At 53.0% G+C, this 25,313-nt stretch carries 24 protein-coding genes and 2 pseudogenes; 13 read left to right on the top strand and 13 right to left on the bottom strand.

The annotated features are described in order from the left end of the window. Nucleotides 1–166 precede the first annotated feature (166 nt). Nucleotides 167–760, top strand: coding sequence for a Uma2 family endonuclease (locus NYE74_RS08450; RefSeq protein ID WP_155620846.1), 594 nt, complete (start codon nt 167–169; stop codon nt 758–760). A 123-nt stretch (nt 761–883) separates the two neighbouring features. On the opposite strand, the gene NYE74_RS08445 is transcribed toward NYE74_RS08450, so the two are convergent. The 5 genes from NYE74_RS08445 to NYE74_RS08425 are packed head-to-tail and all read right to left on the bottom strand — an operon-like array spanning nt 884 to nt 6,243. Then, nucleotides 884–1,849: an MTP-1 family protein gene (locus tag NYE74_RS08445; protein WP_155620845.1), complete on the bottom strand. Its 966-nt coding sequence runs from the start codon at nt 1,847–1,849 to the stop codon at nt 884–886. Nucleotides 1,850–1,854: 5 nt separating this feature from the next. Continuing rightward, nucleotides 1,855–2,958, bottom strand: coding sequence for a glycoside hydrolase family 130 protein (locus NYE74_RS08440; protein ID WP_155620844.1), 1,104 nt, complete (start codon nt 2,956–2,958; stop codon nt 1,855–1,857). Between the two features lie 32 nt (nt 2,959–2,990). After that, the gene (locus NYE74_RS08435) at nt 2,991–3,869 is read right to left on the bottom strand and encodes a carbohydrate ABC transporter permease (RefSeq protein WP_230877202.1); all 879 of its coding nucleotides are present in this window, start codon (nt 3,867–3,869) and stop codon (nt 2,991–2,993) included. Between the two features lie 18 nt (nt 3,870–3,887). Beyond that, entirely contained in the window at nt 3,888–4,877 is a 990-nt protein-coding gene (locus NYE74_RS08430; protein ID WP_155620843.1) for a carbohydrate ABC transporter permease, read from the bottom strand. Nucleotides 4,878–4,917: 40 nt separating this feature from the next. Next, nucleotides 4,918–6,243, bottom strand: a complete 1,326-nt coding sequence (locus NYE74_RS08425) for an ABC transporter substrate-binding protein (RefSeq protein WP_230877201.1) — start codon at nt 6,241–6,243, stop codon at nt 4,918–4,920. Between the two features lie 278 nt (nt 6,244–6,521). Between NYE74_RS08425 and NYE74_RS08420 the strand changes: the two genes are divergently transcribed. Further along, entirely contained in the window at nt 6,522–7,532 is a 1,011-nt protein-coding gene (locus NYE74_RS08420; protein WP_155620842.1) for a LacI family DNA-binding transcriptional regulator, read from the top strand. Between the two features lie 177 nt (nt 7,533–7,709). Further along, a complete protein-coding gene (locus NYE74_RS08415) occupies nt 7,710–9,743 on the top strand; it encodes a hypothetical protein (RefSeq protein WP_196427552.1) in 2,034 nt (677 codons plus the stop codon). Nucleotides 9,744–10,158: 415 nt separating this feature from the next. Here NYE74_RS08415 and NYE74_RS08410 read toward each other — a convergent pair whose 3' ends face one another. Continuing rightward, nucleotides 10,159–10,902, bottom strand: a complete 744-nt coding sequence (locus NYE74_RS08410; RefSeq protein ID WP_036619630.1) for an NADPH-dependent oxidoreductase — start codon at nt 10,900–10,902, stop codon at nt 10,159–10,161. Between the two features lie 124 nt (nt 10,903–11,026). On the opposite strand from NYE74_RS08410, the gene NYE74_RS08405 reads away from it, so the two are divergent. Continuing rightward, the gene (locus tag NYE74_RS08405) at nt 11,027–11,515 is read left to right on the top strand and encodes a MarR family transcriptional regulator (protein ID WP_155620841.1); all 489 of its coding nucleotides are present in this window, start codon (nt 11,027–11,029) and stop codon (nt 11,513–11,515) included. A 68-nt stretch (nt 11,516–11,583) separates the two neighbouring features. On the opposite strand, the gene NYE74_RS08400 is transcribed toward NYE74_RS08405, so the two are convergent. After that, nucleotides 11,584–12,264: a DUF554 domain-containing protein gene (locus NYE74_RS08400; RefSeq protein ID WP_036619624.1), complete on the bottom strand. Its 681-nt coding sequence runs from the start codon at nt 12,262–12,264 to the stop codon at nt 11,584–11,586. A gap of 569 nt (nt 12,265–12,833) precedes the next feature. Between NYE74_RS08400 and NYE74_RS08395 the strand changes: the two genes are divergently transcribed. Then, entirely contained in the window at nt 12,834–13,736 is a 903-nt protein-coding gene (locus NYE74_RS08395; RefSeq protein ID WP_124333685.1) for a transposase, read from the top strand. 549 nt (nt 13,737–14,285) lie between these two features. Here NYE74_RS08395 and NYE74_RS08390 read toward each other — a convergent pair. Next, complete coding sequence (locus tag NYE74_RS08390) at nt 14,286–14,666, bottom strand: DUF805 domain-containing protein (RefSeq protein ID WP_036619622.1); 381 nt, start codon at nt 14,664–14,666, stop codon at nt 14,286–14,288. A gap of 371 nt (nt 14,667–15,037) precedes the next feature. Here NYE74_RS08390 and NYE74_RS08385 point away from each other — a divergent pair, with 371 nt between their 5' ends. Then, on the top strand, nt 15,038–15,934 hold the full coding sequence (locus NYE74_RS08385) for a LysR family transcriptional regulator (RefSeq protein ID WP_036627501.1): 897 nt from the start codon (nt 15,038–15,040) through the stop codon (nt 15,932–15,934). 130 nt (nt 15,935–16,064) lie between these two features. Here NYE74_RS08385 and NYE74_RS08380 read toward each other — a convergent pair whose 3' ends face one another. Beyond that, complete coding sequence (locus tag NYE74_RS08380; RefSeq protein ID WP_036619620.1) at nt 16,065–16,586, bottom strand: TetR/AcrR family transcriptional regulator; 522 nt, start codon at nt 16,584–16,586, stop codon at nt 16,065–16,067. A gap of 119 nt (nt 16,587–16,705) precedes the next feature. Between NYE74_RS08380 and NYE74_RS08375 the strand changes: the two genes are divergently transcribed. The 6 genes and pseudogenes from NYE74_RS08375 to NYE74_RS08350 all read left to right on the top strand — a co-directional run bounded on the left by NYE74_RS08375 (nt 16,706) and on the right by NYE74_RS08350 (nt 21,332). After that, the gene (locus tag NYE74_RS08375; RefSeq protein ID WP_082207660.1) at nt 16,706–17,158 is read left to right on the top strand and encodes a MarR family winged helix-turn-helix transcriptional regulator; all 453 of its coding nucleotides are present in this window, start codon (nt 16,706–16,708) and stop codon (nt 17,156–17,158) included. A gap of 61 nt (nt 17,159–17,219) precedes the next feature. Further along, the gene (locus NYE74_RS08370; protein WP_326047206.1) at nt 17,220–18,317 is read left to right on the top strand and encodes a saccharopine dehydrogenase family protein; all 1,098 of its coding nucleotides are present in this window, start codon (nt 17,220–17,222) and stop codon (nt 18,315–18,317) included. Beyond that, nucleotides 18,314–18,607: pseudogene (locus NYE74_RS08365) on the top strand (MFS transporter); the annotation flags it as partial. The gene NYE74_RS08370 and the pseudogene NYE74_RS08365, both read left to right, overlap by 4 nt. A gap of 61 nt (nt 18,608–18,668) precedes the next feature. Continuing rightward, entirely contained in the window at nt 18,669–19,697 is a 1,029-nt protein-coding gene (locus NYE74_RS08360) for an MFS transporter (RefSeq protein WP_326047204.1), read from the top strand. Nucleotides 19,698–19,787: 90 nt separating this feature from the next. Further along, the gene (locus tag NYE74_RS08355) at nt 19,788–20,117 is read left to right on the top strand and encodes an ArsR/SmtB family transcription factor (protein WP_036619616.1); all 330 of its coding nucleotides are present in this window, start codon (nt 19,788–19,790) and stop codon (nt 20,115–20,117) included. 105 nt (nt 20,118–20,222) lie between these two features. Continuing rightward, nucleotides 20,223–21,332, top strand: a complete 1,110-nt coding sequence (locus NYE74_RS08350; protein ID WP_124333682.1) for an NADH:flavin oxidoreductase — start codon at nt 20,223–20,225, stop codon at nt 21,330–21,332. Between the two features lie 171 nt (nt 21,333–21,503). Here NYE74_RS08350 and NYE74_RS08345 read toward each other — a convergent pair whose 3' ends face one another. From NYE74_RS08345 to NYE74_RS08330, 4 genes and pseudogenes are all read right to left on the bottom strand, one after another. Then, nucleotides 21,504–21,950: an acetyltransferase gene (locus NYE74_RS08345; protein WP_124333681.1), complete on the bottom strand. Its 447-nt coding sequence runs from the start codon at nt 21,948–21,950 to the stop codon at nt 21,504–21,506. A gap of 687 nt (nt 21,951–22,637) precedes the next feature. Continuing rightward, nucleotides 22,638–23,072, bottom strand: coding sequence for an SRPBCC family protein (locus NYE74_RS08340; RefSeq protein WP_036619609.1), 435 nt, complete (start codon nt 23,070–23,072; stop codon nt 22,638–22,640). A gap of 236 nt (nt 23,073–23,308) precedes the next feature. Then, nucleotides 23,309–23,482 (bottom strand): annotated as a pseudogene (locus NYE74_RS08335) (MFS transporter); the annotation flags it as partial. A 160-nt stretch (nt 23,483–23,642) separates the two neighbouring features. After that, nucleotides 23,643–24,056: a MerR family transcriptional regulator gene (locus NYE74_RS08330; RefSeq protein WP_036619606.1), complete on the bottom strand. Its 414-nt coding sequence runs from the start codon at nt 24,054–24,056 to the stop codon at nt 23,643–23,645. A gap of 157 nt (nt 24,057–24,213) precedes the next feature. Between NYE74_RS08330 and NYE74_RS08325 the strand changes: the two genes are divergently transcribed. After that, entirely contained in the window at nt 24,214–25,254 is a 1,041-nt protein-coding gene (locus NYE74_RS08325; protein WP_326047288.1) for an NAD(P)-dependent alcohol dehydrogenase, read from the top strand. Nucleotides 25,255–25,313: the final 59 nt, after the last annotated feature.

The following is a 25,313-nucleotide window of genomic DNA, read 5'->3' as shown; positions in this document are numbered from 1 at the left end:
TGAAGCTAGGGACTGAGTAGCGGAGCGTAGGTGAGCCTACGTGAGCAACGGAAGGCCCGGCTGAATTCAAGATTCGACGCCGACCCCTCTTCATAAACGGCTTCGTCATGGAAAGATGACTTTTTGAGCAACCTCTTTTAAGCAAATCGTTCTTAAGGGGGACCCTATGAAAGCCCGAGATGATAAGCAAAAACCTATCATTAAAGAGCAGCCTGCCACCTACGACGATTATGCCCGGCTGCCCGACGACGGGAAGCGCTACGAGTTGGCGGACGGCGTGCTGGAGCTAATGTCGCCTGCCCCGACGCCCAAGCATCAAGTGATAAGCAACCAAATTCAGAATTTACTAACCAATAGTTGTCAAACAGAGTATATCATTTTCGCCTCGCCCGTTGATCTCATTTTGTCCCAAACGGAGGTCCGTCAGCCGGATCTGGTTATGGTGCACCGCAGCAGGATTGAAATTATCACCCGCCGGGGCATCGAAGGGATTCCCGATCTGGTCGCGGAAATCCTCTCGCCTCATTCCGTCAAGCGGGACAAGCAAAGCAAGCTGAGAGTGTACGCCGCCTATCAAATCCCGGAGTATTGGATCATCGATCCGGCCCACGAGTCGCTGGAGCAATATGTGCTGAAGGACGGCAAATACGAGCTGCTGGAAGTGTTTGACCGCGAGGAGACGGTCCGGTCGGAGCGCCTTCCCTGCGTCTCGTTTACGATGGGACAGGTCGTCGACGCGGCCGAGGGGTTGCCGGGGTGAAGAGAAGACCGGCAAAGTGGCGGCACCGGATGGCATGTAAGCCGTCTGGCGCCGCCGCCATTTTTATAGATTTTACTAAAAAACCTCCGCGCGGATCAAAAACCGCACAGAGGTTGCGCCAGCTTACGGCTGGTTTGCTTCATTTTCATATCCCGCAAACGGGTCGTCGATCTTCAGCTTTTGCGCTTCGGCGTCGCTGACGCCGGCGTACAGCTCGGCCTTTCCGCCCTCGCCACGGACAAGTCCGCCGCTGAACACGACATCCGCCAGGTCCGGCCGCTTGGACGGCCCCTCCAGAAAATCGGCGCGCTCCGCGATGATCTCCATATCCGAGTAGGTGCCGTTTGCCGGATCATAAACGAACACCATCGGATAATAGTGGCGGTCCCCTTGCTCGTCGAACCGGGCGATGTGGCCCAGTACGCCAAGCTTCCCGTTCGAGAGCACATGGATCTCGTTGCAGCCGCCCCATTCCTCATCCCGGAATTGCTCCAGCAGCGGCGCCTCCAGCACCGCCTCGACCGTCAGCTCGCTCAGCGCATTCACGCGGGCGAACCCGATTTTCCCTCTTCCCCCCTTCTCCCCTTGCGGGCGCGTAAACACGCCGATCGTCCCGTCGGACAGCTCGACCAAGCGCAGGTCCTTCATTTGGTCCGGCCCCCGGAAAAACTGCTCCAGGTTAGCGAGGCTCGGGCCTTTATAAAACACCGTGCGCCAGCTAACCTTGCCCTCCTCGGACGGATGCGGGAAGGTTTCAACCCCGCCGAACACCAGCTCGCCGGAGATTCTCGTCAAGAACGGATCCTGCAGGGCGAATACCGGAGCACCGTCCCGCGGCGTCCACCGCTCCTCGCGGCGCACGAAGAAATGGATTTCCGATACTTCGCTGTCCCGGTTTTCCACCCGCCCGGCAATGACCGGTTCCCCTTCATCCTCGAAAGGAGCCGAAATATTATAAACGTCGCGCCCCTCAACGCCGTCAAACAGCAGCTTTTCGGCTTGAGCAGGCTGAGGTTTGTTTTCCTTCGTTCTGTAAGCTTCCACCAATTCGGCGCATGACTTCACGTTGCCGTTTCCGAACAATACCATTCCCGTTATCCCTTCCATTCGGTTTGTTGTAATGCACTCATAAGCTGCGGGAGATCAACCGCTGCGCAGGCCACGGAATCGTCGGACGCCCCGTAGTACATCAGCACCTGATTCTCCTTGACAAACGCGCCGCAGGCAAAAATGACGCTATGGAAAAATCCGCTGGTCTCGTAGTCCGCTTCCGGCACGATAAACGGCTCCTCCATGCGGGCGAGCACCCGGTCCGGCCGCTGCAGATCCAGCAGCGCGGCGCCCATGCAGTAACGATGGCTTTGGTCCGCCCCGTGGTAGAGAATCAGCCAACCGGCCTCCGTTTTGATCGGAACGCAGCCGGCACCGATCCGTGCGCCGTCCCACTTGCCTTTCCGGAGTCCCATCAGGAACCTGTGATTGCCCCAATGCCGCAAATCCGGCGATTCGGCCAGCCAAATTTCCGGCTCCCCGATGCCATCCGGAACCGGGCGGTGCAGCATGTAATACTTGCCGTCAATAGCCTCAGGAAATATCGCAACATCCTTGTTCGTCGGCGCCAGAATCAACCCCTCTCTGGTAAACGACGCAAAATCTTCCGTCGTCATCCACCCGACCGCGACGCCTCGCTCCGAGACGGCGCTGTACGCGATGTGATAACGATCCCCGACGCGGGTAATCCGCGGATCCTCGATCCCCCAGCGTTCCAGCGGGCCCTCGGGCAAAACGGTCGGCTTCCCGTCGACCGTGAACCGCACGCCGTCCCGGCTCCGCGCCACGCGCAGGTGGGAAATCGAAGTCAAATATATTGTAGCGCCTTTGCGATCGCGAATCACCCGGGGATCGGAAAAATCCAAACCGGAATTTTCCTTGTCCACAGCCACGATGTTCATGATCGGCTCCTCCGCATCATCGCCGCTCCGCTCCGCGTTCAGCACCGGAACAAGCACACGCCCGGGATCGGTCTGCCGGGGCCGCTCGGCCACCCGGAGCAGCAAAATCACCTCGTCCCCGTACTGCGCCACCCCGGCGTTAAACACCCCAAGCACCTCCCAATCCGGAAAGGAAGGCTGCACATCGCCGGGCGCGATCAGCGGGTTGGCGGCCAAGCGCTCGATTTTGATTTGTTGCTGGATCATTTTTTCTCCTCCTATCCCTGAATCTCAAAGCTCTATTCTTTCATTCCCGTAAACGTAATGCCTTCGATAAAATACCGCTGGGCCATAAAAAACAGCAGGATGACCGGCAGCGCCACCAGCGTCGACATCGCCATCAAATAATTCCACTGCGGCGCCTCGTTGACGCCGCCCATAAAGAAGTACATGCCCACGTTCAGCGTATACATCTTCATATCGGACAGGTAGATCAACGGGCCCAAAAAATCGTTCCAATATCCGCGGAAAGCGAAGATCGCCACCGCCAGCAAAGCCGGCTTCACCTGCGGCAGCATGATGTGCAGGAACGTCTGGAGGAAATTCGCGCCGTCGATTTCGGCGGCGTCGTCCAGCTCCCGCGGCAGGGTCATGAAAAACTGGCGGAGCAGAAAAATGTAAAACGGTCCCCAGGCCGTCCACGCGCGCAGCACCAGCGGGTCGAACTGGCCCGTCAGGCCAAGCTTCTGCCAGATCAGGAACGTCGGAATGAGCGTGACGTGAAAAGGCAGCATCATCGTGGCGAGCAGGACGAGAAAGATGAATTCGCTGCCGGGAAACCGGAAGCGCGCAAACCCGTAAGCGACAACCGTCGAGCTGATGAGCTCGGCAACGAGCCCGAGCGCTACGATAAAAACCGTGTTGAACAGGTAGCGGTTAAAAGGCATCGCCATCCAGGCCTCCCGGAAATTGTGCCACTGCGGCGGATCGGGAATCCACTGCGGCGGCCAGGCGAAAATATCCCCTTCGGCCTGCAGGGCCGTCGAAACCATCCAAAAAAACGGAACGAGGATGACGGCGGCCAAAAACGTGACGACCACGTAGATCACAGCTTTGTTCAGCCATTTCAGCGGTTTGCCGGAAATCCCCCCGGCGGGGACAGCTGATACCTTGGCCATAAAAGCACACCTCCTCTTTTAGCGCCTTACATCCGATTCGTAATGAACCCAGGCCGGGCTGGAGCGGAACACGAGCAGCGTCAGCGCCAGGATGATGATGAACAGCACCCAGGCGACCGCCGACGCTTCGCCCATGTGCAGCTGCGTGAATCCGCGCTCGTACACGAGCTGGTTCATAAATTTGCCGGCCGCCGTGGTCGGACGGACGAACATGGCGATCGTAAAAATCTGCAGCGCTCCGATCATCCCCATGATCACCTGCAGCAAAATAACCGGGGAGATCTGCGGAATCGTAATGTTCTTGAATTTGGCGAATCTCCCCGCCCCATCGATTTCCGCGGCTTCGTACAGGGAGCTTGGAACGCCCTGAAGCCCAGCCAGAAACACAACGGTATTCGTACCGAAAATGCCCCATAAGCTCATAATGATGAACGCCCCCAGCACATAATGCGGATCGCCGAACCAGTTCGGCTTGTCGACGCCAAACACCGAGAATAACGGCGACAATACGTAATTGATAATCCCCGACTCGCTGTTGAACATCCATCGCCACAGCAGCGCTACGGCCACTTCCGGCATCACCGCCGGGAGAAAATAGATCGTCCGGTACGCGCCGATCCCCTTGATCTTGTTGTTCAGAAGCATGGCGACCAGCAGGGCTCCGATCACCCCGATCGGCAGGGAAAGCGCGGCGTACAGCAGCGTAATCCGCACCGACGGCCAAAACTCGATGTCGCTCGTAAACAGTTTGATGTAATTGCCGGCCCCCGCCCATTTGTTGCCGCCGAATATGGTGGACTCGGTGAAGCTTAAGTACAGGGATTCGAACAACGGATACAGCGTAAAAATCAGAAAGCCGACGATCCAAGGGGAAACCAGCGCCAGGCCAAACGCCTGCTTTTTTTTCCACCCGAGTTTTGAAAATACAAAGTACAGCAGGCCGGCAACGATCAACAGGAAAACGGGCACCAGCAACCATCTGGCCAGCGTAGCGATGTGGTTTTCCATGCCGCTTCCTCCTTTCCGCGCTTTTGCATAGCAAACCGCACTATTTCATCGCATTTTCCAACAAAGGTTTGACCTGCGGAATCAGCTTTTCCGGATCGTCGCCGCCGTTGATCAGCGGATCCATCAGCTGCGTCGAGTACACGTTGTCCCACTCCGGATATTTCGCGGAATAGCGGTAAGGTCTGGCATATTCCATGGACGCGATGATCGCTTCCAGCGAATGGGCCTTCTCCGGATGCAGCTCCTGCAGGGTCTTAAGATCGGCCAGCGATTTGCGCGGCGGCATGATCTTCCAATGGTGGATCGCATCGGTCAAATCGAGCAGCGCGTCGAAGGCGGCGTCCGGATGCTTTGTTTTGGCGTTGATGCCCATGCCGAGGATGTCCCCGAACGTAGCGTGAATTCCCGAGCGCCCGGCCGGCACCATAAACGCCTGCACGCCCGCGACGGTCGAATCGAGGTCGTCGGCCGCCCCGCCCATGAACATGGCCACTTGGCCGTCGCGGAACATTTTGTCGAAGCCGCGGTCGCGGATGATTTGTTGTGACGGCGTCAGCGGGCCGTTCACCAAATCGGCGTAAAACTTGTAGGCCGCGGTCGCTTCTTTGGAGTCGATCGGCGACTTCCCGTCCTCCGTCAACACCTCGCCGCCGTTTTGCCAAACGAACATTTGCGAAGGCGGCCAGCCGTTAAGCGTAAAGCCCCACTGCACAACCGATTTTTCGTCGAACCCGGCTTCGCCCGGATGCTTGCCGGTTTTATCCTTCGTCAGCTTCGTCGCGGCATCGATGAACTGATCCCAGGTCCAGGTTTTATCCGGATAGCTGGCCCCGGCTTCATCGAATAACGCTTTATTGGCATACAGCATGACCGGCTGCTGAATCCAGGGGAGGCCGTAAATTTTGCCGTCATGCGTAAATGGGCCTAGCGATGCTTCGTAATAATCGTCCAGTTTGGCGGCGTCATGGCTCGATCCCTTCAACCGCTCGGCAATGTCCAGCATGGCCCCCTCCGCCGCGAACTGGGCCGCGCGCTGCGCGTTGATCCAGAACAGATCGGGCCCGGAATCGCCCGTCAATTGCGTAATCAGCCGGGTGTCGTATTCCGCGGGATTCGAGTCCTGCACGATCTTATACGTCGCCGACTTTTCGTTCAGCTCGTCGAGGATGGTTTGCAGCTCTTTCGCCTCATCGGCCCCGGCCCAGGTGGTCAGCCGCACTTCGACTTTGCCGCCGGATCCCCCGGCCTGTCCGCCCCCTTCGCCGCCAGCTTGATTTCCGCTTCCGCCGCCATTGCCGGAGCAAGCGGACAACGTCAAAACAAACGTCAGCGCCAAGCTCATTAACCATAAAACACGTCTTTTCAAATGAATGACCCCCTAATGGTTAAAATAAGGATGATGCGGATGGAACATCATAAGCCGTTCCTTTTGTAATCTTATTTGTAACGTTACTTTCAAATTACAAGTTAATTATCCAATCTAGTGACAGCGCTGTCAAGATATTTTTCGCAAACTTTCGACATCATGATAACCTTAATATAAAGCTATCATTGTTTACTTTTTGCACAAGCGTATGTTATATTCAATTTGTAACGTTACAAAACTGCGTTTTCCAAAAGATAATAGAGAGAGGATTTCATAAAATGAGTAAAAAAGTCGTTATGCAGGATATCGCCGACCGTTTGAATATTTCCAAAAACTCGGTTTCCCAGGCTCTGTCGGGCAAAGATGGAGTCAGCGAGGAGACGAGGCGGAAAATTATCGAAACGGCCGAGGAAATGGGCTACAAATACGCCAAAAAGCAATCGGGCGGCGACAAGCAGGTGAAGACGATTGGACTCATTGCCTCCGAATTTGCTTTTTCGATGAAGAACTTTTTTGGCGAAATCTATTTGTCGATCGAGCGGGAAGCGACGCGCCACGGGATCAAGCTGCTGATCCAATCGATCACGCCCGACATGAGGGACAGTCTAATCCTTCCCTCCTTCATCGGCGACGACGGAGTTGACGGAATCCTCATTCTTTCCCATATCAGCACGCCCTATATCGAGAAGGTGATCGCCCAGGAGATTCCGGCGGTGCTGATCGACCATCACCATCCGCTGCTGCACGCCGACGCCGTGCTTACGAACAACCGCTTCGGCGCGTACACGGCCGTTAAGCATCTGCTGGACCTGCACCACCGGGACATCGCCGTGATCGGCAACGTCGATGTTTCCCCCAGCTACCAGGAGCGTTGGGAGGGTTACCTGCTCGCTTTGCGGGAGCATGGCATTGAACCCCGCGAGGACCGCATGCTCGTTCACGTCGCCGAGGATGAAACGACGATCGACGATGCGCTGCGCGGCATGACCAGCCAGCCGAGCGCCTGGTTCTGTTTAAACGACGGCTTCGGTTTTTACGTATGCTCTTCGCTACGGAACGCCGGGCATCAAATTCCCGATGACATTTCCATCTGCGGGTTCGACAACACCCACTTCTCGCAAATGTCGCTGCCGAAAATCACAACGATGGACATCGATCTGCCCCTGTTCGCCCACAAAGCCTTCTCCCAGCTGCTCTGGCGGATCGATCATCCGGAAGAAGCGTACCAGGAAATCCTGCTCCCCACCCATTTGATCGAACGCGAATCGACGGGGGCGTGCAAGCGGTAGGAGGAGATGGATGCAGGGAGCAGATTGAATATCGAAAAAAAGAACGCCGGGAGCGTTCTTTTTTTGTGGACAAAAGCATCTTTTTTACCATTTTTAGAAATTTTAAGGTTTCAATCGTCGATTTTTATGGTTAAATATTTATAAAATTCCATATTTTAATAGAAAGGTGTGATCATCATGGCATTCGTATCCTGCTCTGAAGAGGCTCATCGTATCAGCGGATTATGGGAATTGGACCACGCGGAGGACTTGTTCAAGGACCAGCTGCTGAACCGGACCCCGGCGGCCGCCGAGGCCGTTCAGGAAACGCTGCGGCTCGATGTGGACGGCCCTTATCCGCTAATGGCGGCCAGCGGTGCCTGGAAACAGCCTGAATTGTACATTCATTGGACCGCCAAGTTGGCCGCGCTTGGCTCGTCAGCCTGGGAAGGGCACATCATTTACAAGGATGGGAATACTTCGCAGTTCCCGTATACGTTCGTCAACATCGCCCTGGAGGAAGCGCCCTCCAACCTTCTAAAAGTGATTTTCTCCGACGGCAGTTCTTTTACGCATACTTCTTATTACCGCTGGACTTCTCCTTATTTCCATCCCGTTCAGTTCGAATTTGACAGTGAAGACGGGGTAACTCCCGTTCTCGCGATCGACACGCACGCGCATCCCAACCATCCCGCCACCCTGCCGAGTGAACAACTCTCGATTGAAAATGTGTTCCGCCGCGCCGGCTTCGACGTAAGCCTATCCGCAGGCGCAAGCTCGATTCCGATCTCCGAAGCCGGGCTGGATGTGCGCTGGAGCGACGCGGAGATGCATGACGCCATGCAAAGGCATTGGTCGCAGTTTGCCAATGAGCCGAAATGGGCCTTATGGGTATTCTTCTCTTCCCTGTATGAGGAAGGGGCTTCCGTGGGCGGAATTATGTTCGACAGTATCGGCCCGCAGCACCGCCAGGGAACGGCGATTTTCAATCGCTCGTTCATCAGCGTTCCCCCGGAAGGTGAAAGCCGGCCGGAGGCGTGGACGGAACGCATGAAATTTTGGACCGCCTGCCATGAGATGGGACACGGGTTCAATCTTGCCCACTCCTGGCAAAAAGCGCTTGGCGAGCCGTGGATTCCTTTACGGAACGAAGCGGAAGCGCGCAGCTTCATGAACTACCCTTACAGCGTTCGGGGCGGGGAAACCGCCTTTTTCGCCAACTTCGAATACCGTTTCTCCGATAACGAGCTGCTGTTCATGCGCCACGCCCCGGAGCGTTTCGTGCAAATGGGCAACGCCGAATGGTTCGACCACCACGGCTTCGAGCAGCACCGCCTGCTGGCCAAACCGTCCTTCGAGCTGCTGCTCCGGGCCAATCGCGAAACCTTGCGCTTTGAATTCATGGAGCCCGTTGTGCTTGAACTTAAATTGACCAATTGGACTTCCGAACCGCAAATCATCGACCGGCGGATATTAAGCGACCCGGACCACATGACCATTATCGTGAAAAAACTAGGGAAAACCGCGCGCAAAGTATCGCCTTTCGTCCATTATTTTCGGAAGCGGGAGCATGAAGTGCTGGCCGCGGGACAAGCGGTGTACAACTCGTTATTTATCGCTGTGGGAAAAAACGGCTGGGAGGTGGCCGAACCGGGGGATTATACGGTGCAGGTGGCGCTGCATTTCAAACATGAGGATGTCGTGTCCAATCCGCTAACGATTCGCGTAGAGCCGCCCATGGACCGGATGGAGGAATTTTTGGCGCAGGATTTCTTCACGGAAGCGACGGCCAAAACCCTTTATTTTGACGGGACAAAATATGCGGAGAGCACTAACGGCGTGCTGGAGGCGATCGCGGAACGGCTGCCCCATCGCAAAGCGGCCGTACATGCGCAAGTCGCGCTGGCCATGCCGATGACCAAGCCTTACAAGCTGCTGGGCCAGGACGGGCGGATTCACATCATCCCTCCCGCGGTCGAAGAAGCCCGCAAAACGCTGGCCCCCAGCCTGCTGGAGAACGGCCATCTAGCCGCGGCCACGCTCGGGCATATCGATTACCGGCATTATATGGACCGCCTCTCCGAATCGGTTGCCACCCGGGCCGGCAATCCCGAGGCCGCCGCCGACATCCAAAGCAAGCTGCTGCAAACGTTGACGGATCGCCAGGTGCGGCAAGACGTGCTGGCCAGTATCAAGGAAAAGGAGGAAGATTACCGGAGCATGCGCGCTTAGAGAGTTTCTAGCTCTTAAAAAACGGCAAACATTAGCCTGTTGATAAGCTCAAGGTGGAAGCATAAGGACAAAAAATGTCGCTAATTTGACAGGATCACCCATTTGGAGAGAAATAAAGGAAATTTATGTCGCTAAATTCTTGAATCACAGGGCGATGGCCGACTTTTGCCCCGCTCCTTGGAAAATAAGGACATATAATTCCACTAATGGGGATGAACATGTTCAATTCCGGAAAATAAGGCCATAAATCTCCGCTATTTTTATTAGGCGGTCCCTGCAACCTCTTGCGTTACCGCGACGCCGAAAGGACAGCCGCCGCCAAACGGGCAAAAGAAAATCACGGGCACAATCCGCCTGTGATTTTCTTTTTTCAGGCGCCGGTTACTGCGGGAATATCATTAAAACCGATTTCGGATTATTGCAGATCGAATCCCTTGCTCCTCACGTATTCCGTATACCCGCCCAGCGGGATATCCTGATTCAGCATGGCGATGAATTTCCCGGACCAGTTCGCCTTCTGCTTGTTGTTCGTTCGCCCGCCGTAATACTCCTCCATTTCCCGGTCATACCTTTCGACCCGTGCTTTAAGATCGCGATCATACCGGTTTTCAAAAAACACGGCGGACCGCGGCAACCGCGGCTTTCGGTCGGGGGATTCGTCGGGAACGCCTACCGCAAAACCGACCAAAGGAATGACGAAGTCCGGCAGCCCAAGCCATTCGTCCAGTTCGGGCAGAGCCTCGTTAATCCCGCCGATGATCACGGCTCCGAGCCCCATCGATTCGGCCGCCAAATTGGCGTTTTGCAGGGCAAGCGCGGCACTCAGCACGGCGGTTTGGTAAAAATACGAGAAGCTCAGGTTGCGGGCCGCTTTTTCCTGTTGGTCCGGGCCGGCGGCCAGCACGATGCGGTGAAGATCGGCGCAAAAAACAAAAAAGTACCCGCATTCCTCAATCGCCGGATTTTTCGAACGCACCGCGATCTTCTTCCGCAGCTCTGAATCCGTGACGCCGATGATCGAAAACGGCTGCATATGCGCCGAAGTGGGCGCCATTTGCGCCGCGTCGACAATGGTTTCGACTTGTTCGCCGGTCAACGGGATATTTTTAAACTTGCGGATGGAGCGGTGCCGGCGGATCACTTGAATGACCTCGTTCATAAAAATTCTCTCCTCTTCAATATATAGTTTCCACGGAAACCATATTAGCAAGAAAACCAGGTGCTGTCAAATGGTTTCAACGGAAACTATGTTATAATGGGGAGAAAAAAGGTAGGCTCGCTTTATGCCAGAGATGAATGATGATTTGCTTCGGCTCAAAAACCGCATCGAAAAATCAATGTACCGGATCCTCATCAGCAAAACGGACGAGGACAATGATCGGCTTTGGCTCGCGGAGCGCATCGCCGACGACCGGCTGAAAAGACTGCTGCCCCGCCTTTCCGTCTCAAGCCTGCACATTTTGGACGTTATCAGTGCCCATGACAACATCAAAGGGGTTGATATCGCGCGCGAGATGGGCGTAACGAAAGGCGCCGTCTCCAAAATCACCCGCAAATTGCTAGAGCAGGACCTGATTCGGAAAACCCAGCTGCCGACCAACCTGAAAGAAATTTATTTCTCCGTGACTCCGCTTGGCGCCGAATTGGCCGAGCTGCACCGGCTCTTTCACCGGGAGCAAGATCAAAAGGAGATGGAATTGTTGGCAAGTTTCGATCCAGCGTCGCTGGAAATCGTGGCCGACTTTTTGGAGAAGCTGGCCAGCCTGGAGTAAAATAAGAGGATAAAGCGGCCTTCTGCGGTTTCCTGCCGGAAACTGCGGAGGGCCTTTTTGTGTGGGTTTTAACCGATCCAGCTTTTGATCAAAAACCAGACAACCGGCACGAGCAGCGAGGGCAGCATATTCAGCGTTTTGCTTTCCTTGATTTTGAGAATGGACAACCCCGAGCTGGCGATCAGGACGCCGCCTACGATCGAAACTTCCGTCAGCAGATCGGCCGTCAGGAAGGGGGCCAAATAATCGGCGCTCATGTAGATGGCGCCCTGCCAGACAAACAACACCGCCGCCGTCAAAATAATCCCGATGCCATAGGAAGAGGCCAATACCATCGAGGTGACCAGGTCGAGGGTGGCGTTCATGAACAAATAAGTGTGGTCGCCGCGGATGGCGCTTTCGATCGGCCCCAGAATCGACAACGTTCCGATGCAGAACAGTAAAATCCCCGTGGACAATCCTTGTCCCAAATTCGAGGTCGAAAAGCGGCCAACCAGCTTTTGAAACCTGCCGTCGATATCAAGCGCGGTGCCGATCAGGCTGCCAACGGCCAAGCTGATGATAAACAATACCGGGAACGCGCTGTTTTTCATGTTGGTAACTACGGCGTTGATGCCAAGCACGGTCGCGGCAAAACCGATGGCCGTAAACAGCGCGGCCTGGTATTTTTCGCTTAAGCCTTTTTTGAAAATGCTGCCGATGAGGCTTCCGGCGATTATCGCCCCAACGTTTACGAGTGTTCCGATCATATAATTTACTGGCTCCTATCCGCAAGTATGTCATAATCCTAGTCCATGATAACGTATTGCGTGCGTTTTATAAACCCGAATTTACTTTCCTCCGGGGGCCTGCGGGCCGCTCAAAAGAACGGGGTTGGCTTTGACACTAGTGTCAAACTTTAAAATAAGGTCGGTCACTAACCAAGGAATAGGTTCGTTTTTGGGCTACTTCGTTGAGGAAGCGTCAACGATGCAGAGGCGTCACGATCCGGCGGGGTCAGCGTATCAATCTTTTGCACCGTGGCCGTTTCGAGCATTGTCACAAATCGACGCCAGGTGAGGAGGGTGTCTAAAGGGACTGTCTAAAGCGCTCATGTCTTGGTGTCCCTGCCTGCTGCCTGCCTTTGCACGATTATCCCTTTTGTTCATGGAGCAGGGAGCAAGGGGTCCAAAAAAAGAGAGAAGAAAAATCAAAAAAGATGAGGAAAAAATGAGGCGGTTCAGGTGAGATTTTCGGCTTGATTAGAGAACGTATGTTTGTTATAATGAAATAAATGGAATTTATGTTCGTGTATTCTTGATTTGGGAGGTAAGCGGATATGGAAGCTAATGCGGGAACGGAATTTCAGCCATTCAGCAGCCGTTTTAACAGCGAGCAGGACTGCATGGAGGCGCTGATCGCGATGAAGTGGCCAAGCGGCTTCGTCTGCCCGCGCTGCGCTCACACCCGGTGCAGCTATCTGACCTCCCGGCATATCCCCTTGTTCGAGTGCGGAAAATGCAAGCATCAAACATCGCCTTTGGTCGGCACGATTTTTGAAGGAACGCATCTGCCCTTGCTCAAGTGGTTCGAGGCCCTGGATTTATTCCTGCTGGAGGGCGGCATCTCGGCGCTGCGGCTGCGCCAGGTGATCCGGGTCACCTACAAGACCGCCTGGTCGATGCTGCACAAAATACGCCATGCCGTGGGGGAGTTCGATGCCCGGGAACTGCTCTCCGGAGACGTGAAGGTGAACAGCGATCAGTATGGGCGTAATCCGTCCCGGTGTCAGCTTTCGCATCCGTACGCCTCGGCGGTCGTAGCCGGCTGCACGGTCACGGAGTCGGGCGAGCCGGAGCACGTCAAAATCCGCCTGGTGCCGCATAAGCGGGGAGGCGAAAAGAGGGCAAACCGTCACGATCTAACCGCGTTTATTGGCGGGCATGTGGATGTCCGTACATCGGCGGTACAGTTGTTCCCTCAGGCCTTTCGGCTGTATGCGCCCTTGCGGAGAGTGGTGAGAGAGGCGTGGGAATCGCTGAAGAGTACGTATGGAGCCTTGGGACTGAAGCATCTGCAGGCGTACCTAAACGAATACACCGTACGCCGCCGGCTGCGCCTGCCCGAAGCGGAAGAAACGATGCGGCAGAAGTTGCTGCAAATGTGTGTGGCGATTCCGGCGATCCCTTACCGCCGGCTGATCGCACGCCAACCGAACCAGCCCCTTGGGGCTGCGGCATGATCGAGACGCTGGAAACGATGGGGGGAGTTTGATGCAGATCAACTTAATGGGTCCTTGATCTCCTGACTTGATCTCTGGTCCAATCTGTTTCACCTCCCTTAAACCTGATTTTTTCTCCTAAGCCCGTCTACATTATCTCGTACCTGTCTGCTTCTCCATAAATATGCTCCTCCACAAATATTTTTTTCTCTCGAGCTTGTCTGTTTCTCTGCTTCCTGATTAAACGGGACAATCGTGCAAAGCGTCCGGGCAGCGGGTATAGATCTGCCGCCCCCCCACTTCCCGAGCTTTAAGCTTTCAACGCCCTTCCCGTATTTCTTGCCACAATCGTTTTTTGATTTGACTGGCAAGCAAAGATTATAAGGTTGAGCCAGACACCTCTTCTGTCCGCCTATCTTAATTCTTTGAACACCTCCGGCTCAAGGACTCAAGCTGATTTTTGCTCTGCGAAAGTTGAGTTATAAATTCCACAATGTCGTTGAGACGAAAAAATCACAGGCAAGCATGCCTGTGATTCCTTCATTTAGCGTGGGCAAAAACATTCGTTAATTATTGTGCGAATGTATTATGTACGGGATCGTAAGCTTTAGGATTCGGCCCGTATTTGTTATCGCCCGGCTCGCTGTCAAGGCAATAAAATACGAGTAAAATGATGCCGCCGACGATCGGAATCAGCCCGAGCAAAATCATCCATCCGCTTTTTCCGATATCATGCAGTCTGCGAACCCCAACCGCCAGGGACGGCAGCAAAATCGCCAGAGCGTAAATGTACCCTAAAATCGTACCTACACTTACATCAATGAGTCCTCCCACAAACCCAAGGATGAACGATACGATCACGTTGAACAGGGCAAACATCCAAAATTCCTTGCGCCTTGCTCTCCCTTGAAATCCGACGTAGTTTTTCAATACCTTCAAATACCATTGCATGTAAAACTCCACCTCTTCTTAAATTGATTGTTAGCTTTTGCCCTCCTGCTTTAGAATATATCGGATTACTTTCAGAAATATTAATAAAATTCTTGTTAAATCAGCAAAAAAGTCCTGGTATTTTCAACCGCACCAGGACCGCCATAGTTCCTTAGCACCAAGGAGTCGAATACCTTCAAACGAAATTCCCGTTCCAAAAAAGCGGCCCATAATGCGGTGTAGTCCGCTTCCCCTTGTTTTTCCCATAGTATGCCCTACCGCACTTATCAAAAATATTTTTTGCTGCTATGATTATATACAGCGAACATAGATAAATAAAATGAATGTTTATGATGATTTGCATTTATTTTTTTCATATTAAAGGAGAGGCCATGAGTCTGCAAAAATACGAGATTTTGCTCAAGGCGGTTGAAACGGGAAGTTTGACAAAGGTAGGGGAGCAGCTGAATTTGACCCAATCTGCGGTCAGTCACGCGATTTCCAGTCTGGAGCAGGAACTGGGGCTCACCTTGCTCATCCGAAACCGTTCGGGGGTCCGCCTGACAAGCAGCGGAGAACGGTTGATTCCCTATTTTCAAGGCATTTTGCAACTGAAGGAAAGGTTGTATCAAGAGATCGCCCTGATCAAGGGATTGGTGGCGGGCACCGTTAAGCTCGGCGTCTTCTCAAGCGTATCGATCCAGTGGCTGCCGGGAATGGTGAAGGCTTTTAACTCGAAGTTCCCCCATATTGAAGTGAAGCTGTACGATGGCCATTATCAAGAAATCGAGCAGTGGCTTGCCACCGGCCAAGTCGATCTAGGTTTTGTCAGTTTGCCCACACTGCAGCCGCTTGATGTAACCGAGCTAAAAAAAGACCGGATGCTCTGCGTTCTCCCTCCCGGTCATGCTCTGGCCGGCCAGTCCAGCATTTGCTTGGACCAAATCATCAACGAGCCTTTTATTATACCGATCTCCGGCTGCGACACGGATGTCCGGCGGATTTTCATGAAGTATAAGGGGCCGCTAAATATCAAATATGAGCTGGAAAATGATCATGTCATTATGTCCATGGTCGAGCAGGGTCTGGGGATCAGCATTCTCCCGGAAATGGTCCTCGCCCAGATGCCTTACAACCTGTGCCTGCGGCCGTTGGAAGGCGAACATTACCGGACGATCGGGCTTGCCGCGATTTCCAGGGACAATCTCTCCCCGGCAGCCGCTAAAATGTTTCAATTCATAACGGAACGGATCCATGCATCATCGGATTTGACCTGCGACAGCGCCTAGGACGTCAATGGAAGATAAGGATTCCGAAAGGTTCCGGAGCAACGGACCGGTGACCGGAAAATCCATCCGCTCATGAACGTACAGCAAAGCCCCCCACTAGATACCAAGATCGGGGATTCGGCCGGGGACGTCAAAATTCCTTTAATTCCGGCATGTCGATCGCGACGGATATATTGCATAACATTCCCCTTGCCAGAAACAGCATCGTCCGCTCCTCCGGATTTTCGCTGCCGATTCCGCGAAACGCCTCCAGAACCATTTGGCGGACTTCGCCGAACCCTTGCCGCATCGCGTTCTTGATGGAATCCTCCGGGATCGTCTGGGCCTGCATCTGCAGCATGATTTCATTTTTATAAGATGCCAAAATATCCTCGTACGCCGCAATCAGCCCGCCTTCCAACTGTTCCGGAGACGCCGTTTCGACGACTTGCCGAAAAGAGCGGATGACCCTGGACCATGAAACTTCAAGCGCGGCCAAAAGCAGGGCTTCCTTGCTCTTAAAAAAACGAAATACGTAAGGCTGGGATATCTGCGCCCGTTCCGCAACCTGCGCGGTCGTCGCCCGAAAATAACCGATTTCGGAAAAAACTTCGATCGCCGCAGAAATAATCTCTTCCTTCCGATTCACCGAGGTTGCGCCGTTTTTTGCCATATTTCTCTCCGCCTTTTTTAGTTGTAATTGATTAATCAATAGTTTATACAAAATTTCTCTTGGAGTAAACAGAATTTCCGGTGCTTGACATCATTTAGTTTAATTACTAAACTAAAATCATGGAAAATCAAGCAGAAACTCACCGTAATCCGGCTGTGATCAAAAATTTAAGACGCTTTATTGTACAGCTCGGGCGGCTGGAAAAACATCCGTTTGTTTTCGGAAAGGCGGGACCTTTAACGCCTGGCGAGATTCATACCATCGATGCGATCGGCCCGGAAGGAGGCGTATTCATGAGCGAGGTGGCCCATCGGCTGGCCATCACCAAGGGGGCCGTGACGCAAATGATCCTCCGTCTGGAGGAGAAAAATCTCGTAAGGCGGACGCCGAATCCGGCCGATTCCCGAAGCACGCTCGTTTCCTTGACGGATGCGGGCCTTGAGGCTTACCGCGCCCACGAGGCGATGCATTTGAACTTTATACGCGATTTGAGCTCGCAGCTCGACGAGCGGGAAATCGAGATCTTCGATAAGTGCCTGGAAAAGCTCTGTCGTCATCTGACGACGGAGTAATTTTTGCACGAATAGTTTAGTAACTAAATTAAAATCCAATTTGAAAATGAGGGGATCAATGATGAAACAGGGTATTGTCGTTGTAGGCGGCTATGGGCAGGTTGGTCAGGTCGTCTGCCATGAACTCGCAAAATTCTTCCCCGGCAACGTATATGCTGCCGGCCGATCATATGAAAAAGCCAAACGCTTTTCGGATGATCAAGGGGGGCGCGTGCTTCCTTTGCAGATGGATATAAACGAAGGGATACCGGAGGACTTTTTTCAAGATGTTTCCTTGGTGGTAATGTGCCTTGATCTGCGGGATACGGGATTTGTCCAGGCCTGCATCGACCACCAGGTCGATTACGTCGATATCACGGCCGACTATTCGGTCATAGCGGGCATCGAAAAGCTCAGCCCTGCCGGATCCACCGTCGTTTTAAGCGTCGGACTCGCCCCCGGCCTGACCAATATGCTGGCCAAACAAGGCAAACAGCGGCTGGATACGGCCCGGCTGGCGGATATTTATGTTTTGCTCGGTTTGGGGGAGGCGCACGGGCGGGCCGCCATTGAATGGACGATAGACAATTTGGCGGCCGATTTTTCCGTGCTGGAGTACGGCAGGAAACGTCAGGTGGCAAGCTTCACCGAAGGTAAAAAAACGCGTTTTCCCGCCCCATTTGGACAACGGACGGCATACCGGTTCAACTTCTCGGATCAGCATGTCATCCCCCGTACGTTGGATATCCCCTCCGTATCCACGCGTCTTTGCTTCGATTCCCCGCTGGTGACGCGCACGGCGGCGGGTTTAAAACGTGCGGGCGGTCTCGGCTGGCTCGAGCGGCCCTCGATCCGAAATAAAGCGGTCGACCTCATGGAATCGTGGCGGTGGGGCTCGGAGAATTTTGCGGCAAAAGTTGACGTTTGGGGTGAAAAGGATGGCCGTCAGACGATTTATCAAGGTTCGGTGTGCGGCGTTAGAGAAGGTTATGTTACGGGAAGGGTCGCGGCGTATGTAGCCGGAAAATTGGCCCGGGAGCGCCAGCCCTTTGGGGTATTTCATAGCGAAGAACTTTTTCAGCCTGCAGAATTATTTATGGAGCTGGAAGACGTTATTACGTTGGAGGAGCGAATCATTGACATCGAAAGTCATGAAGAAAAAGGCGGGATGGCTCGATGAGATCCTATTTTCAGACCGCCAACCGCCACTTTATCATGATGACCGCCATATGCACGGGGGCATTCGTTTCTCATTTTACGGCCGGCGTCATGAACACCTCCCTTCCTTATCTCGCGGAGACATTTCGCTCGGACCTTGGCGCCGTGCAATGGGTTACGATCGGCTATCTGCTAACCGTCGCCGCCCTGCTCCCTGTGATGGGCAGCTTGGGGGACCGGTTCGGCCATCGCTTTATTCATAATCTTGGTTATATTCTGTTTACCGTCAGTTCACTGCTGGCCCCCTTCTCGCCGGACATCCGGCTGTTGCTCGGCGTTCGCATCATGATGGCTGTCGGTGCGTCCATGTTTCATGGCTACCAATATGGCGCTGATTACGATTCATACCCCTGCCGACAGAAGGGGCCGGTCCCTTGGCGCCGTCAGCGCCGCAGTTGCCGCCGGGGCCATGCTGGGACCGATCGCCGGCGGTTTTATAGCGGAGCGGCTGCCTTGGGAATGGCTGTTCCTCATCCATGTCCCTTTGATTTTGGCGGCTAGCTTGCTAGCCATACGCTACATTCCCGCCCGTGGACAGGCGCAAAAATCCGGCAAGCCTGATATCGCGGGTTTGGTTTTGTTTGCTGGAGGAACGGCGGTAGCCGTCGCCGGGGTCTCAAACGTTCACGCTTGGGGTTTTATGTCCGTCAAAAGCCTCCTTGCCTTTTTTGCCGCTGCCGGCTCGTTTGCGTTTTTCGGGCTGTGGGAGCGGCGTTGTCCCAAACCGTTCCTGGCCATGGCGTCGTTCCGAAGCCCGGCTCTGTCTCACGGACTCATCATCAGCTGCGGTACGTTTGCCGTTGCCAATATCGCGTTAGTCGTCATGCCTTTTTATTTGACGCGGGTCGCCGCGCTTTCGCCGCTCTGGTCCGGTTACGTCCTTATCGCCTATCCGGTTTGCATGGCATTGTCCGGGCCTCTTGCCGGTGCTTTGTCCGACCGTTACGGCTCCCTCCCACTGATAGGGAGCGGCTTGTCTTGCATGGGAGCGGCTTATCTGGGCTTGATCTTATTTCCGGAACAGCTTCCGATCGCTGCAATCTTGTTAATTCTGGCCTTCCTCGGATTTGGCATGGGCATGATCGCCTCCCCGGTCAACAACTATATCTTTGCCCATGTGCCGGCCGGATTCATTGGTTCGTTCGGAGGACTAATCGCTTTGACGCGCAATGTCGGACTCGTGCTTGGTGCAGCTATAGGCTTAGGTTTTCTGAACGAATCCGCCGGGGAAACGCTCCGTTCTTATCAAACCGTCTTTACGATCGGCTTGGGAATTTGCCTGGCGTTGGTTTTCGTATTCGTCTCGTTAGGTTATCGGGCGGCAAGGGACGGCCGCGCATGAGACAACGGCTTGCGGCTAACCATTGAATCGTTTTTCACAGGCGAAACTTTTGGTATACTGTAACAAACAACTAGGAATGGGTGCTGCCTCATGAATAATGAAGATCTGATTGCCGTGCTGAAGGCTCTGTCGAACGAGACCCGCCTCAACATCCTTTGCTGGCTGCGGGAACCGGAAAAGCTGGACTGTAAACTGCCGGACGCCATAAAACAAGAGTTTCCCGGCAGCGTTTGCGTGGGGAACATTCAGGAGAAATCCGGACTGACGCAGTCGGTGATCTCCTCGTACCTTGCCTTAATGCAGAAGTCCGGCCTTCTGGAGTCCCGCCGCTATGGCCAATACACGTATTACAGGCTAAATGAAGCGGGGATCGCCGCATTTATGGAAGAGCTCGCCGCCAAACTGCAAACCGGGAGGTAACCCCAGGTTGCCCCGCAGGGTTGCATTTCGATCTATGCATCTATATATTTAGATGTATAGATATTGATTTTTACGACTTTATCCTAAATATAGGAGGAGAGAAATATGACCCAATCCAAAGCAGCAGCCCTGTTCAAGCCTTTTGAAGGAGGACGCCTGAAGCTGGACAATCGTATCGTCATGGCGCCGATGACCCGCTCCTTTTCGCCGGACGGCATTCCCGGACCCAATGTGGCCGGATATTACCGCCGGAGAGCGGAAAACGGCGTCGGCCTGATCATCACCGAAGGAACGCTCATTAACCATCCGGCGGCAGGGGCTGATCATGACGTGCCGCATTTTTACGGAGAAGCGGCGCTGGAAGGGTGGGCGCGCGTCGTCCGCGAAGTGCACGAAGCCGGCGGCAAAATCGCTCCGCAAATCTGGCATACCGGCACCGCCCGCGAGCGCGAGAAATTTCCCGATTCGGACGCTGATCCAATCGGCCCGTCGGGCCTGAGCCTGACCGGCGAGCGGGTATCGGAGCCGCTGACGGTCAGCGAGATCAAAGAGCTTGTTCAGGCCTATGCCCAAGCCGCGGCCGACGCGAAACGCATCGGCTTCGACGCGGTGGAGCTCCATGGCGCGCACGGCTACCTGATCGATCAGTTTTTCTGGGAAGCGACCAACAAACGGACGGATGAATATGGCGGCGACCTGGTGGGCCGCACCCGCTTCGCCGTAGAAGTGATCGAGGCGGTGCGGGCCGCAGTTGGCCCCGATTTCCCGATCATCTTCCGCTTCTCGCAATGGAAGCCGGTCGATTACAGCGCCAAGCTGGCGGCGGCCCCGGAAGAGCTGGAGCGCTTCCTTGCACCGCTGTCCGCCGCGGGCGTCGACATCTTCCACGCCTCCACGCGCCGCTTCTGGGAGCCGGAGTTCGCGGGCTCGGACCTCAATCTTGCGGGCTGGACGCGCAAGCTCACCGGCAAGCCGGCGATCACGGTCGGCTCCGTCGGCTTGAACTCCGAGTTCACCAGCCTGTTCGAGTCCGGCAAAGGCGGCGAAACCGCCAGCATCGACAATTTGATCGAACGCCTGGAACGCGAAGAGTTCGATCTCGTCGCCGTCGGCCGCGCGTTGCTGACCGATCCGGCCTGGGCGGCCAAGATCAGGGACGGCCGTTTGGACGAACTGCAGCCGTTCACCCGCGAGGCGCTGGGCACGCTGAGCTGATTTTCGCCGAGCCGGATTGCAGGATGAGCCGGATTGCAGGAGTCCGCTCAACCTCCAAGACCTTTTCGGACCAGAGCCGAAAAGGTCTTTTTCAGTAACATTCGGTAAACCCCGGTTTGGATCAATTAGGGTCTCTGGGGTCCGTTAGCATTGTGACCCTAATAAAGACACCTAGCGGGTTTTTTCCAGGTGAAGCAGGGGATACGGCCGGCCCGAACCGTCCAATTCGGAGCGGCCGACCCGCACAAATCCAAGCCGTTTATAGAAGGTGCAGGCCCCGTCGTTCTGCTCGTTTACATCGACCTGCAGATTTGGGCCTTTTAGCTTTTCGGCATATTGGATCAAACGTCTGCCCGTTCCCTTTCCATGGTAATTCGGATCGACAAACAGCATCTCGATTTTCGCTCCATCAAGCCCGATAAACCCAATAGGTTCCGAACCTTCTTTTAATTCAACCCAAATCTCAACTTCCTTTAAGGCCCCGTTTTGAACCAGTTGCCGGTAAAATTCAAGATCTTGCCCGGCCAAAAATTTGTGCGTATGTACTACGGCTTGATACCAAATCTCTACTAATTGATCGTGATACTTTTCCTGATAAGGAACAATGAGGTAAGACAATTTTCCATCCCTTCCTTTCTTCATACTATTACCAGTTTAAAAGGGATAATGGACAAAAGAAAGACCGGGGGCTTTATATAAAAATCCGGCGGTAAGTTCCCGGAGCCTGATGATTACATCGCTCTGATTGGAAAAATCCAATAGAATGGGAGATGAAGCAGAACGTAAGCAGCTAGATTGGATATTTCCAATAGATTAGGCTTAGCAGGCCTAAAATGGGGAATTTGTGCGACATCTATTGGATTTCTCCAATAAGAGGCCCAAATAGCGTTCGATTTCCGGCAAGCTATTGGATTTTTCCAATGTGAGGTGGAGTGGGTTACGGTCAGTTCTGCGGTATGGTGCATGAAACTCTCGCTAACGGTTGTAGTCGCGCCTAATTAGCTGAAAAGACGAGAATTTTATTTCTAACGGTTGCAGGCGAGCTTATATGGTAAAAAGGGCTACGAATTCGCAGAAAAAGGGCTAAATAAGCTCTGCTACATCCGTTAAATTGGAGTTCCCCTCCATTTTGCCAAAATAACGGCAATTGCAACCGTTATAATGACGGCCTCACTTGAAAGAGCTGTGCCTTTTCCCCTCGAGAAGAAAAGACGCGTCCGGATTGATTGTCCACAGACGACCAAGTCATAAAGTAAAGCGCATACCAACATTGGCATGCGCTTTTAAGGTTGCGACAAGTTTTTTTTATTCCACTTTGGCACCTTCCGCATATTTTTTGAAATTGTCCAAAATCGCCTGCCACCCGGCTTGCTGCATCTCGATAGCGTTAGTCTCCTCGGCTTCAAACACTTCGATGATTTTCGTGTCGTCCCCTTGGCGGATAAAATCGATCTTCACCTTTCTGCCGTCGCCTAGCGTATAAGAAATGCTCTCGTTCATATTCACCTCGTCATATACTCCACCGAAATCAAATCCAAAGCTGCCGTCTTTAGCTTCCATTCTCGAAACGAATTTACCGCCGGCTCTCAGATCATTTTCCGCGTATGGCGTATGCCAGTCATCGGAAGCCTGATTCCACTTCGTAATATGCTTCGGTTCCGTCCAATACTCCCACACGCTTTCGACAGGAGCATGAACGATTGCTTCCACTTTGATCGTTACCGGATTGCCATTACCCATGACATAACCTCCATGTTTAAATATCTTAACCCCCAGTATTCCCACCCGCCATTCACTGCGAAACCTCGTGAAACCTGAGAAACGATTTTACTCACGCCTATTTTAGCATGTACGCGGCAGCCGGATTTCTTACAGATTGCTATTGTTCTCCGTTGATTTACTTATAAATTTTATATCGACTCTAAATCGGTTACCGTTTTTTCGTAATAGACCATCTTATGGAAAATTGCGTGCCGCTTTTCTTCAACAGGCATAGACGGCACAAATAGTAAAGTGGCAATGAATACAATAGCATTTACAATAGCAAAGAAAGCCATCGCCATTTCATACGAAACGGCACTATCCAAATAACTGGCGATCGGTACGCTGGCTACCATACCGGCAGATACTCCTATAAATACCTTCGCAACTCCATAATCCCCCCCTTTGTAATATTTACAGGATTGAGTATAAGGGCTAGAGTTAACTCTATGGCTAGAGGAAACGCGCGTTTGATGGCTACGACGATAATATTACAAACAAAACCACCTGCAATTCTTACGGAGTTATGAATTACTAGGTGGTTTTCTGTTAATTAGCCATAAGACTCCCAATGTTGTTCTTATGAATATCTTCCGTTCCGGCATCCAGCGCGGTCTTGTAATAGAAGCACTTATGTTCGATGACTGCCAGCGTTTTTTTAAGTTCTTCCATCTGCGCTTCTACAGCAGCTTTTCGTTCCAGAAACATGTCATATCTTTGTTGCAAGGTGGCGTCCCCTTCAGAACACCAGTCAATAAAATTTTTAATTTCCTTGATCGGCATCCCCGTGGATTTTAGACATTCTATTATTTTTAAAGCTTCGATATCGGATTCTTTAAACAAACGTGTTCCGCTGGCTGTCCGTTCTACAAAAGGGATAAGTCCTTCTTTGTCGTAGTAACGCAAGGTATATGGCGTTAGATTCAGTTCTTTGGCAACTTCGCTGATCGAATATGTCTTCAACTTGGCTCTTCCTTTCATAAAAAAATATAGACCTCGAGCTAACTCTAATATATAAAACAACTATACCATAAAATCGGCACTTGACCTAGAGTTAACTCTAAGGAGTAAAATCTGTTTTGTAAGGGATTGTAAAAAATAATGATAGGAGGATTTATGAATGATTACCGCTAAAGCACGCGCTGTCGATGGTCCGGACAAACCGTTTCGAGAGGCTGAAATTAAAAGACGTGATCTTGATTCACATGATGTTTTAATTGAGATTAAATATGCAGGAATCTGCCATTCCGACATCCATACGGCTCACGGGGAATGGGGACCTGTAAACTATCCGCTCGTACCCGGACACGAGATTGCGGGAATTGTCACGGCTGTAGGACCTAATGTCACGAAATACAAGGTCGGTGACCGGGTTGGGGTAGGATGTATGGTCGACTCCTGTGGCGAATGTGAGAACTGCCGAAAAGGGGAAGAACAATACTGCCTTAAAGGAAATGTCCCGACCTACGCGGGTGTGGACAAATACGGCGAACCAACTCAAGGCGGCTACTCTACCCATATTGTCGTCACTGAGGACTTCGTTGTCAGAATTCCCGACAGCATTGAGCTTGATGTCGCAGCACCATTACTTTGTGCAGGTATTACGACATATTCTCCGTTAAATCACTGGGGAGCTGGCCCGGGTAAAAAAGTAGCTGTTGTCGGTATGGGCGGTCTTGGTCATATGGCTGTGCAAATTGCCCACGCCATGGGTGCTGAGGTCACCGTGCTGTCACAATCATTGAAGAAAAAGGATGATGGCTTGCAATTAGGCGCAGACAACTACTATGCCACAAGCGATCCGGAAACATTCGAAAAGCTTGCCGGGCACTTTGATTTGATTATAAACACGGTAAGCGCCAGCATCGATTTGGATGTTTATTTCGGACTGCTCACGCTTGACGGAACTTTGGTGAACGTCGGTGCCCCTGGAGAGCCGTTGTCCCTAAATGTCATGTCCCTCATCGGTCACCGCCGTTCATTTGCAGGCTCCATGATTGGAGGCATCCGTGAGACCCAGGAAATGTTGGATTTTTGCGCAAAACACAACATTGTTCCTAAGATCGAGGTGATCTCGGCCGACCAGATTGATGAAGCCTATAAACGAGTGTTAGCTTCGGATGTGAAATATCGGTTCGTGATTGACACTAGCACAATGTGAGTTGTGTAAATAATTTATATAAGTGATTTCATTTTGAAGGTGTCTCAAAAGCGAAGCTT

Source organism: Paenibacillus sp. FSL P4-0127 (assembly GCF_038007325.1).
Taxonomy (GTDB): domain Bacteria; phylum Bacillota; class Bacilli; order Paenibacillales; family Paenibacillaceae; genus Fontibacillus; species Fontibacillus macerans.
Note: the sequence above shows the minus strand (reverse complement) of the source record. Positions and strands in the feature narration are given on the sequence as shown.